The sequence below is a fragment of the Pseudomonas sp. K5002 genome, assembly GCF_013386655.1.
In the GTDB taxonomy this organism is placed as follows: domain Bacteria; phylum Pseudomonadota; class Gammaproteobacteria; order Pseudomonadales; family Pseudomonadaceae; genus Aquipseudomonas.
In genome coordinates, this window is record NZ_JACARK010000279.1 from 1 (window position 1) to 8,855 (window position 8,855).

Genomic DNA, 8,855 nt, shown 5'->3' on the forward strand with positions numbered 1-8,855 from the left:
GCAGATCAACGCCAACGGCGGCCGGGCCATTGCGATTGGCGCCGACGTGTCGAAAGAGGCCGATGTGGAGCGCCTGTTTGCCCAGACCCTTGATGCCTTCGGGCACCTGGACATCCTGGTGGCCAACTCGGGCATGCAGAAAGACGCCGCTGCCGTCGACATGACCCTCGACGACTGGAACACCGTGATCGGCGTCAACCTCACCGGCCAGTTCCTCTGCGCCCGCGCCGCGTTGCGCATCTTCAACCGCCAGGGCATCCGCGAAGGTGTTTCCCGGGCCGCCGGGAAGATTATCCATATGAGTTCGGTGCACCAGGTGATTCCCTGGGCCGGGCACGTGAACTACGCCGCGTCCAAGGGCGGCGTGGAAATGCTGATGCGCACCCTGGCCCAGGAAGTCAGCCAGCAGCGCATCCGCATCAACGGCGTTGCGCCGGGAGCGATCCGCACGGCCATCAACCGCGCCGCCACCGAAGGCGCGGCCGAAGTGGAACTGCTCAAGTTGATTCCCTATGGCCGCGTGGGTGACGTCGAAGACGTGGCCAACGCGGTGGTGTGGCTGGCCAGTGATGCCTCCGACTACGTGGTGGGCAGCACCCTGTTCATTGATGGCGGCATGAGCCTTTATCCGGAGTTTCGTGGCAATGGTTGATCTGAAAAACGAACCACAAAGTGCCATTGATGCCCACGGCATCATCGGCGACATGCGCAGTGCAGCGCTGGTGAACGACAAAGGCAGCATCGATTTTTTCTGCTGGCCGGAGTTCGACAGCCCCTCCATCTTTTGCTCATTGCTGGACTCCCCCGCCGCCGGCATCTTCCAGCTCACGCCGGACCTGCCCGACGCCCGCCGCGAGCAGATCTACCTGCCCGACACCAACGTGCTGCAAACCCGCTGGTTGAGTAATGACGCGGTGGTGGAAATTACCGATTTCTTGACCGTCAGTGAAGAAGTTGACGACCTGCCGATCCTGATTCGCCGGGTGCGGGTGGTCAGCGGCAAAGCGAGCATCCATATGCGCTGCGCAGTGCGTCATGACTACGCCCGCGCCCAGACCCGGGCCACTCAAGATGACGGCGACGTGTTGTTTGAGGCCGCAGACCAACCCGGCCTGCGCCTGACCAGCAGCCACACCCTGCAGTTGGATGGCGACGCTGCCGTAGCATCCTTTGAACTCGGCCAGGAAGAAGGCGCCGAGTTTGTCCTCGGCGGGCTGGACGATGCCCGAGTCAAAAACGACTGCACCGACCTGTGCCTGGAGCGCACCCTGAAGTTCTGGCGCGGCTGGATTTCCCAATCCAACTACCGTGGGCGCTGGCGCGAGATGGTCAATCGTTCGGCCCTGGCCTTGAAGCTTTTGACCTCGCGCAAACACGGTGCAATCCTCGCCGCCGCCACCTTCGGCCTGCCGGAAACACCCGGCGGCGAGCGCAACTGGGACTACCGCTACACCTGGATCCGCGACGCCTCGTTCACCGTCTACGCGTTCATGCGCCTGGGGTTTATCGAGGAAGCCAACGGCTACATGCGCTGGTTGAAAGGCCGGGTGGGTGACTGCTGCGATCAGCCGATGAAAATCAACATCCTGTACGGCATCGACGGCCGCCAGGAACTGCCGGAAACCGAGCTGAGCCACCTCAGCGGCCACGGCGGCGCGCAACCGGTGCGCATCGGCAACGAGGCGTACGACCAGGTGCAACTGGATATCTACGGCGAGTTGATGGACGCGGTATACCTGGTCAACAAATACGGTGAGGCCATCTCCCACGAGGGCTGGAAACACACGGTGGAGGTGGCCGACCAGGTCTGCGAAACCTGGAACCACAAAGACGTCGGCATCTGGGAAATGCGCGGTGAGCAGCATCACTTCCTGCACTCAAGGCTGATGTGCTGGGTGGCCCTGGACCGGGCGATCCGCCTGGCGTCCAAGCGCTCGCTACCGGCGCCGTTTGCCCGTTGGGACCAGACCCGCCAGGCGATTTACGCCGATATCTGGAGCAACTTCTGGAACGAAGAACGCGGCCATTTTGTGCAGCATATCGGCAGCACGGCGCTGGATGGTTCGATGCTGTTGATGCCACTGGTGCGCTTCGTTGCGGCGACCGACCCGCGCTGGTTGTCGACACTGGAGGCGATCCAGAAAAGCCTGGTGCGCGATGGGATGGTTTATCGCTATCGCAACGACGACAGCCAGATTGATGGGCTACAAGGCACCGAGGGCGCGTTTGCAGCGTGCTCGTTCTGGTACGTGGAATGCCTGGCCCGGGCCGGGCAAGTGGAGAAGGCGCATCTGGAGTTTGAACAGTTGCTGCGCTATGCCAACCCGCTGGGGTTGTATGCCGAAGAATTTGATAACCAGGCACGGCATTTGGGCAATACACCGCAGGCGTTGAGCCATTTGGCGCTGATCAGCGCGGCAACGTTCCTGGACCGAAAGTTGAGTGGGGTGAAGACGGTTTGGCAGCCTTGAGCCCGAGCACAATCTGAAGGCAATTGAGTAACCTTGTGGGAGCTGGCTTGCCTGCTCCCACATGACCGCGCCAGACTTGGAGACGAGGTGTACCCGGTGCACAATGCGTGGTCCTTCGATCTATACCAGGATGCCAATGCGCCAAGTCCTACTGATCATCGATGTACAACCCTCCTTCGCCCCGCCCGACTGGCTGGTAATCGGCATCAACGCCTTGCTGGGTCGCATGCCGTCAGTGGCCACCGTAGAGCGCCACGACGAAAACATAACCCCCTTCGCTCGCCAACTCGGCTGGCAACCGGCGCCCGACGACGACAGCCTGATCGCGGCTGACCATATCTTCATCAAACACGGCTACGCGCCCACGCCCGAGACCATCAGCCACCTGAAAAGCCTCGCGCCGGACCGAGTGCTGGTGTGTGGCATCCAGACTGATACCTGTGTGCTGGCGGCCGGGTTTGCGTTGTTTGATGCCGGATTACAGCCCACGCTGATCAGCGATTTGACCGTGGGTTCGTCGCTGGATCGCTCGGGGAAACTGGGCGCGGATTTGTGGCGACACCACTTCAAACACGTCATCACCCACGCAGAGATTTAAGTCAGCCCCTCACTGTGGCGAGGGAGCTTGCTCCCGCTGGGTCGCGAAGCGGCCCCAAGAAGCTCAACGCCATCTAACTCAAAGAACACATTCAACAAAACCTGGGGCTGCTGCGCAGCCCAACGGGAGCAAGCTCCCTCGCCACAGGTTATTTGGCAAACATCACAACATGTGTGTATATCGGTTTCACCATCAACGCGAAACCTTCGGCCCATGCTGAGCTGGACCGAGACCTGGCAAAGCACTGACTTAAGGAGCATGGACGCATGACCGATCTTCATCAGGAATTCGAACGCAGTCACCTCTTCCACAAGGCGCGTATTGATCGGCGCTCTGCCGACGCATTACTCGGCGTCACTGCCGGCCTGGTCGCCGACGGAAACATCAATCAGATGGAAGCAGCGTTTCTAAAGACCTGGATAGAAACCCATCTGCTCCAGTTGGAAGACCCGGTGGTAAACATTCTTTATCAGCGCCTTGCCAGCATGTTGAGTGACGGTGCTCTCGACGCGGAAGAGTCCGCAGAACTGTTGGAAATGCTGCATCAGTTTTCCGGTATCTCGGTGGGGTCACCTCAACGCCCCTCTGCTGTCAGCAGCCTGCCGCTGAACAATCCGGCTCCGACACTGGAGTGGCAGGACCGGACTTTTTTGTTTACCGGTGTCATGGCGTACGGGCCTCGCAAGGAATGTGAGTTACTTGTCGTAGAACGCGGCGGCCTAATCGGTAACTCGGTGAGCAAGAAGGTTCATTTTCTCGTGGTCGGGAGCGTTGGTAATGAACAATGGCTCCATAGCTCATATGGAACGAAGATCAAAAAAGCCGTCGAGTTAAGAAATAGCGGTATTCCGATCGCTATCATCAGTGAAACCCATTGGCAGCAGGTGCTGTTCGGTTGATGCCCATTATCTCCATCCTGATTCACGTCCCCGACTGGCGTGCCGCCACTGAGTGGTACGCCACCGCCTTCTATGCCGCCACACGCATCTACCACGAGCCCGATGATTTCGGTCATTTGGACGTGGGCGGCGTGGCCATCGAAATCGTGAACGCCGACAACAAGGTCGCCAGCGGTGCGGCGGGGTCGGTGGTGTATTGGCGGGTGGTTAACCTGCATCACGAGGTACAGCGACTGGTCACGTTAGGCGCCACTTTGTATCGCGGCCCGATGAAAATCCAAGGCGGCGAGTGGATGTGCCAGGTGCGCGACCCGTGGGGCAACTGCATCGGCTTGCGCCAGGCCGGTCTAGACAAGTCAAGCAATTGCAGCCTTTCGAACCACACTCGGTAACCCGCTTGGTCTACAGTTCCAACACTTTCCCTCCACCCTCGGAGCCTCCATGCCTACCCTTCACATCCGCACGCCCATGCTCGATATCGCCTACGAAACCCATGGCCCGGAAGGCGGTGAGGTGGTGATCCTGCTGCATGGCTTCCCCTACGACCCTCGTGGCTATGACGAGATCGCCCCGGTGGTCGCCGCACGTGGCTACCGGGTATTGGTGCCGTACCTGCGCGGTTATGGACCCACGCGCTTTATCAACGAACAGGTGATGCGCTCCGGCCAACAAGCAGCGCTGGCCAAGGATTTGCTGGATTTCATGGATGCCCTGTCCATCGAAAAAGCCACGCTGGTGGGCTATGACTGGGGCGGACGCGCGGCGTGTATCGTTGCGGCGCTTTGGCCTGAACGGGTGCGCGGCCTGGTGACGGGCGATGGCTACAACATTCAGGATATCGCTGCGTCGACCAAGCCTCGGGCGCCGGAAACAGAACATCGGCTGTGGTATCAGTTTTACCTTCATACCCAACGCGGCGTCGACGGCTTGACCGCCAATCGTCGCGAGTTCTGCCAGTTGCTCTGGGCGCTCTGGTCGCCGTCCTGGGCCGAAGGGCCGAGCCTGTATGGCAAGACAGCGCCCTCGTTTGATAACCCGGATTTTGTCGAGGTGGTGGTCCATTCCTACCGTCATCGCTTCATGTACGCGCCGGGTGATCCGGCGCTGGAAAGCATCGAGCAGGCCCTGGTGCAGCCACCGCCGATTTCAGTACCGAGCATCTCGTTGTGCGGCGCCGATGACGGCGTAGGTCCGGCCCCGGTCGAAGATGACGACCTGGAAAATTTCAGCGGGTTTTATCGGCGCGAGGTGTTGGCCGGCGTGGGCCACAACATTCCCCAGGAGGCGCCCCAGGCAACCCTTGAGGCGATTTTCGAGCTGCTGAGCCTCAGCCCCCAGCCGAAATCCTGAAGCTGAACACGCTGCCCTGCCCCACCACGCTTTCAGCCCACAGGGTGCCGCCGTGGGCTTCGACGATGCCGTGGGAGATGTACAACCCCAGCCCGCTACCGGTGGGGTTGCCCTCGCGTGAGGTCCAGTAGCGGTCGAAGATATACGGCAGTTGCGCCGGGTCGATGCCGATGCCGTTGTCGCATACCCGAAACAGCACTTCGTCCCCCGCCGCCTCGGCAATCACCTCGATCACTCCGCCCACCGGGGTGAATTTCAGGGCGTTGCCCAGCAGGTTGGAAAACACCTGGAACAAGCGCTCCGGGTCGGCCTGGGCACTCAGCCCGTCCACTGAGCGCCAAGTCAGGTCCACACCCTTGGCAGCCGCCAGCGGTTGCCACATCGAACAGATCTGGTCCAGGGTTGCCGCCACATCGAGCCGTTGCAGCGAAACGCTGTAGCGCCCGGCCTCGATGCGCGAAATATCGATCAGGTCTTCCAGCAGCGTGTTCATGCGGGCGGTGGCGTTTTGCATGGTTTCAATCGCGGTGGAGAGGCGCCGGTTCGCCTTGTTGTCCTCGGCGGGCACCATGCTGCGCATCATGCCGCATTGCATCAGCAGGATGGTCAGCGGGCTGCGCAGGTCATGGGAGACCACCGCCACCAGCTCGTCACGCGCCCGCACCGCAGCATGTTCGCGTTGCACCTGGCGCGCCAGGTCATGCTCCAGAGCATTGCGCCGCAGGCTCTCCACCGCCTGTAGCTCCGACAGCGACCAATACAGCGCCTTGCCGTCGACCTGCTGCTTCCACAACTCAAACGACAGGCGCGGGCTCAAGGTCGTGTTGCCCGGTTCCTGATGTTTGACCGGCTGGCCGCTCCACTCCACCGAGGACTGCACCTCCGGGCGAAACCACATCACCGCGTTGTCCACCGGCTTGGGCAGGCAGAACGCCAACAGGCCGCTGGCATGGGCCTGGTAGGCCGCCGCCGGGGGAAAGTCCACCGACAATTGATGGCTGTGCACCACGCCTTTGCCCTGTCCGCGCACCCACTGGTACAAGGCGTGGATTTCAGCACGTGCAGGGCAAACGCCGAACACATGCAGGCGCTCTTCCACCCGTATCGCCAGGCCACCGGCGGCGGTCAGGTTCAGCAGCGTTTGCGCATAGGGCAACAGGCTTTCCATCACATCGCACTGGTCCGCGGTCATGGCGGCGACCAACTCTTCGACCATGGCGGCCTTGTCACGTTGTTGGCGGCGCTCCTGCTGCTCCTGGAGCAACGTGATCTGCATCGACAACAACTGGCCGATGCTGGTGCACGCCGTGCGCAGTTCATGGGGCACGCGCAACGGCTCACGGTGACCACAGGTGATCAGGCCCCAGAGCTGGTCGTCCTTGAGCAGCGAAATGCTCATGGAGGAACGCACGCCCATGTTCTTCAAATAATGGCAGTGCACCGGGGACACGCTGCGCAACACGGCGAAGCTGAGGTCCAGGGGCTGGCCGTTGTCGGGGCGCAGGGCCGGCAGGATCGGCACCGGCTGGTACTCGGCGTCGGGAATCGCGCGGATCCAGTTCAGCCGGTACAGCTCGCGGGCCTGGGGCGGGATGTCCGACGCGGGAAAACATAATCCCAGGTACGGCTGCATGCCGTCGCTGAGGGCCTCGCCAATCACTTTGCCGTGGCCTTCCTGCTCGAAGCGGTACAAGGTGACCCGGTCATAACCGGTGAGGCTACGAATCTCGGTCACGCTGATCTGGTACAAGCTGTCGAGCGTCTTGGCCGACTGCAAGCAGCGCAGCGTTCGGGACAGCTGCTTCACAGCGCTGTGCTCAAGCGTGAGGCTCCGCTCCAGTTCGAGAAACAGCACGCCTTGATGACGATGCAGCAGGATGTCGTAGGCGTAGCCATCCAGCGTCAGTTGATGCACGTCCTCCTCAAAGGCGTCCAGGTCTGCCAGGGCACGACTCACCTGTACTGCCGCTTCGCTGCCCAGCACACTGGCCAGCGCCTGGCCCGACAGGCGTTGCGCGTCCAGGCCCAGCGCGACGCTCAGGTTGCTGCTGGCTTGCAGCACCTCAAGCGCCGGTTCGCTCAGCGTCAACAACAACCCGTGAGGCTGGATCGAGCCGGGGATATGGATGGGCTCGCTGGCGCAATCGTCGATCAGCGTATCGACCGTGGTCATCGCAGCACCCCGCAGCGGTCCAGCCACTGCTCGAAACACAGGAAGGTCGACTCGGCGACCTTCACCGCCTCCACGCGCTCGTACGCGGTTCGCAGCGGGTAAAGGCACGCCAGAAAACGCTGCCACAGGGCGCTGGTCTCGGCCCCGTACACATTCATGAACGCGCCGCCATTGGTGGAGCCCACGCCAATCTTGATCTCGATCAGGTCGCGCAACACCTGGCCGCCGAGGGTGGCGCCTTCCAGCACATAGAGGGCGCCCAAGGCCTGGGCCACGTTGGTGATGGCGGGCAGTTCGGGGCATATCGGCAAGGCATCGATCTGCAGGTTTTCCAGGCCCAGCGCCCGCAAATCCGCCTGCAAGTACGGAGTTTTGCTGCGCCGCCCCCACTCCAGGTCCGGGATGATCTCGCCCCACGGCGCCAGGGCGCGCTCCAGCGGTTGATAGAAGCCGTAGTAGGCGCTCATCAACTCGCGGTACAACGCCAGGTCCATGCGGGAAAACGGCAGACGGGTATCGAGGCGTCGGTGCAGCGCAGCGGTCGCCGCACGTAGTTCGACAAGGACAGGAGGTAGTGAATTCATGAGCTGTGCGCACGCCGGGAAGGTTCAAAACCGCGACGTAGAGGCCTGGGATCAAGACACTGCGCAATGGACTGTGAGTAACATAGCACCTTGATACAAAAACGTACCTATTCGTTCAAACAGGCTTCGCTTCAACCGGGTGAGGAAAACCGTTCACGATAGGCCTGGGGCGTGATCGATACCGCTCGCAGGAAGCTGCGGCGCATGGTTTCTTCGCAGCCAAAGCCGCAGTGCACGGCAATGCGCTTGATCGACACGCTGCTGTCCGCCAGTTGCCGGCGGGCGGTCTCCACGCGAATCAACTCGACCGCCCGCGCGGGTGTCTGGCCGGTCTCGCTGCGGTAGTGGCGCACGAAGCTGCGCTCGCTCATGCCCGCCTGGGCGGCCAGTGTGGCAACGTTCAAATCGAGGGTCAGGTGTTCGGCGATCCAGGCGTGCAACTCCGCAAAACGGCTACCGCCCTTTTGCAGGGACAACGTCACGCTGAACTGCGATTGCCCACCGGGGCGCTTGAGAAACACCACCAGGTGCCGCGCCACTTCCAGGGCCACGGCGCGACCCAGGTCCTCCTCCACCAGCGCCAGGCACAAGTCGATACCGGCGGTCACGCCGGCGGAGGTCCACAGGTTGCCCTGCTGGATGAAAATCGGATTGGCCTCCACCGTCAGCTGTGGGTACTTGCGCGCGAGTTCTTCGCAGCGCGTCCAGTGGGTCACCACGCGGCGGCCGTCGAGCAAACCGCTGGCGGCCAGCAGAAAGGCGCCGGTACACACCGAAGTC

The 8,855-nt window shown here is 61.9% G+C and carries 9 protein-coding genes; 6 read left to right on the forward strand and 3 right to left on the reverse strand.

Annotation, left to right across the window (positions count from 1 at the left end; all coding sequences use genetic code 11):
* The 6 genes from HX846_RS14585 to HX846_RS14610 all read left to right on the forward strand — a co-directional run.
* Positions 1–652: SDR family oxidoreductase (locus HX846_RS14585; RefSeq protein ID WP_178965611.1), on the forward strand; the 652-nt coding region annotated here is incomplete at its 5' end.
* Positions 645–2,471 carry a glycoside hydrolase family 15 protein gene (locus tag HX846_RS14590; RefSeq protein ID WP_008434531.1) on the forward strand — a complete coding sequence of 609 codons (1,827 nt, stop codon included), beginning with the start codon at positions 645–647 and terminating at the stop codon, positions 2,469–2,471. The genes HX846_RS14585 and HX846_RS14590, both read left to right, overlap by 8 nt.
* Positions 2,472–2,607: 136 nt before the next feature.
* Positions 2,608–3,069: a cysteine hydrolase family protein gene (locus HX846_RS14595; protein ID WP_008434533.1), complete on the forward strand. Its 462-nt coding sequence runs from the start codon at positions 2,608–2,610 to the stop codon at positions 3,067–3,069.
* Between the two features lie 266 nt (positions 3,070–3,335).
* Positions 3,336–3,968 (forward strand): BRCT domain-containing protein, encoded by a 633-nt coding sequence (locus tag HX846_RS14600; RefSeq protein ID WP_003208180.1) that lies wholly within the window; start codon positions 3,336–3,338, stop codon positions 3,966–3,968.
* The gene (locus HX846_RS14605) at positions 3,968–4,360 is read left to right on the forward strand and encodes a VOC family protein (RefSeq protein WP_177054844.1); all 393 of its coding nucleotides are present in this window, start codon (positions 3,968–3,970) and stop codon (positions 4,358–4,360) included. The genes HX846_RS14600 and HX846_RS14605 overlap by 1 nt, the downstream gene beginning before the upstream one ends.
* Positions 4,361–4,409: 49 nt before the next feature.
* Positions 4,410–5,318, forward strand: a complete 909-nt coding sequence (locus HX846_RS14610; RefSeq protein WP_177123479.1) for an alpha/beta fold hydrolase — start codon at positions 4,410–4,412, stop codon at positions 5,316–5,318.
* On the opposite strand, the gene HX846_RS14615 is transcribed toward HX846_RS14610, so the two are convergent.
* From HX846_RS14615 to HX846_RS14625, 3 genes are all read right to left on the reverse strand, one after another.
* Positions 5,296–7,491, reverse strand: coding sequence for an ATP-binding protein (locus HX846_RS14615; protein WP_178965612.1), 2,196 nt, complete (start codon positions 7,489–7,491; stop codon positions 5,296–5,298). The genes HX846_RS14610 and HX846_RS14615 overlap by 23 nt on opposite strands.
* Positions 7,488–8,075, reverse strand: coding sequence for a biliverdin-producing heme oxygenase (locus HX846_RS14620; protein WP_087695343.1), 588 nt, complete (start codon positions 8,073–8,075; stop codon positions 7,488–7,490). The genes HX846_RS14615 and HX846_RS14620 overlap by 4 nt, the downstream gene beginning before the upstream one ends.
* A 131-nt stretch (positions 8,076–8,206) precedes the next feature.
* Positions 8,207–8,855, reverse strand: a 649-nt coding sequence (locus tag HX846_RS14625; RefSeq protein ID WP_178965613.1) for a GlxA family transcriptional regulator, incomplete at its 5' end; no start/stop codon positions are given.

What these genes read in the sequence shown, in the direction of transcription:
- HX846_RS14590 (WP_008434531.1), top strand. Translation starts at nt 645, where the DNA reads ATGGTTGATCTGAAAAACGAACCACAAAGTGCCATTGATGCCCACGGC.
- HX846_RS14595 (WP_008434533.1), top strand. Translation starts at nt 2,608, where the DNA reads ATGCGCCAAGTCCTACTGATCATCGATGTACAACCCTCCTTCGCCCCG.
- HX846_RS14600 (WP_003208180.1), top strand. Translation starts at nt 3,336, where the DNA reads ATGACCGATCTTCATCAGGAATTCGAACGCAGTCACCTCTTCCACAAG.
- HX846_RS14605 (WP_177054844.1), top strand. Translation starts at nt 3,968, where the DNA reads ATGCCCATTATCTCCATCCTGATTCACGTCCCCGACTGGCGTGCCGCC.
- HX846_RS14610 (WP_177123479.1), top strand. Translation starts at nt 4,410, where the DNA reads ATGCCTACCCTTCACATCCGCACGCCCATGCTCGATATCGCCTACGAA.
- HX846_RS14615 (WP_178965612.1), bottom strand. Translation starts at nt 7,491, where the DNA reads ATGACCACGGTCGATACGCTGATCGACGATTGCGCCAGCGAGCCCATC.
- HX846_RS14620 (WP_087695343.1), bottom strand. Translation starts at nt 8,075, where the DNA reads ATGAATTCACTACCTCCTGTCCTTGTCGAACTACGTGCGGCGACCGCT.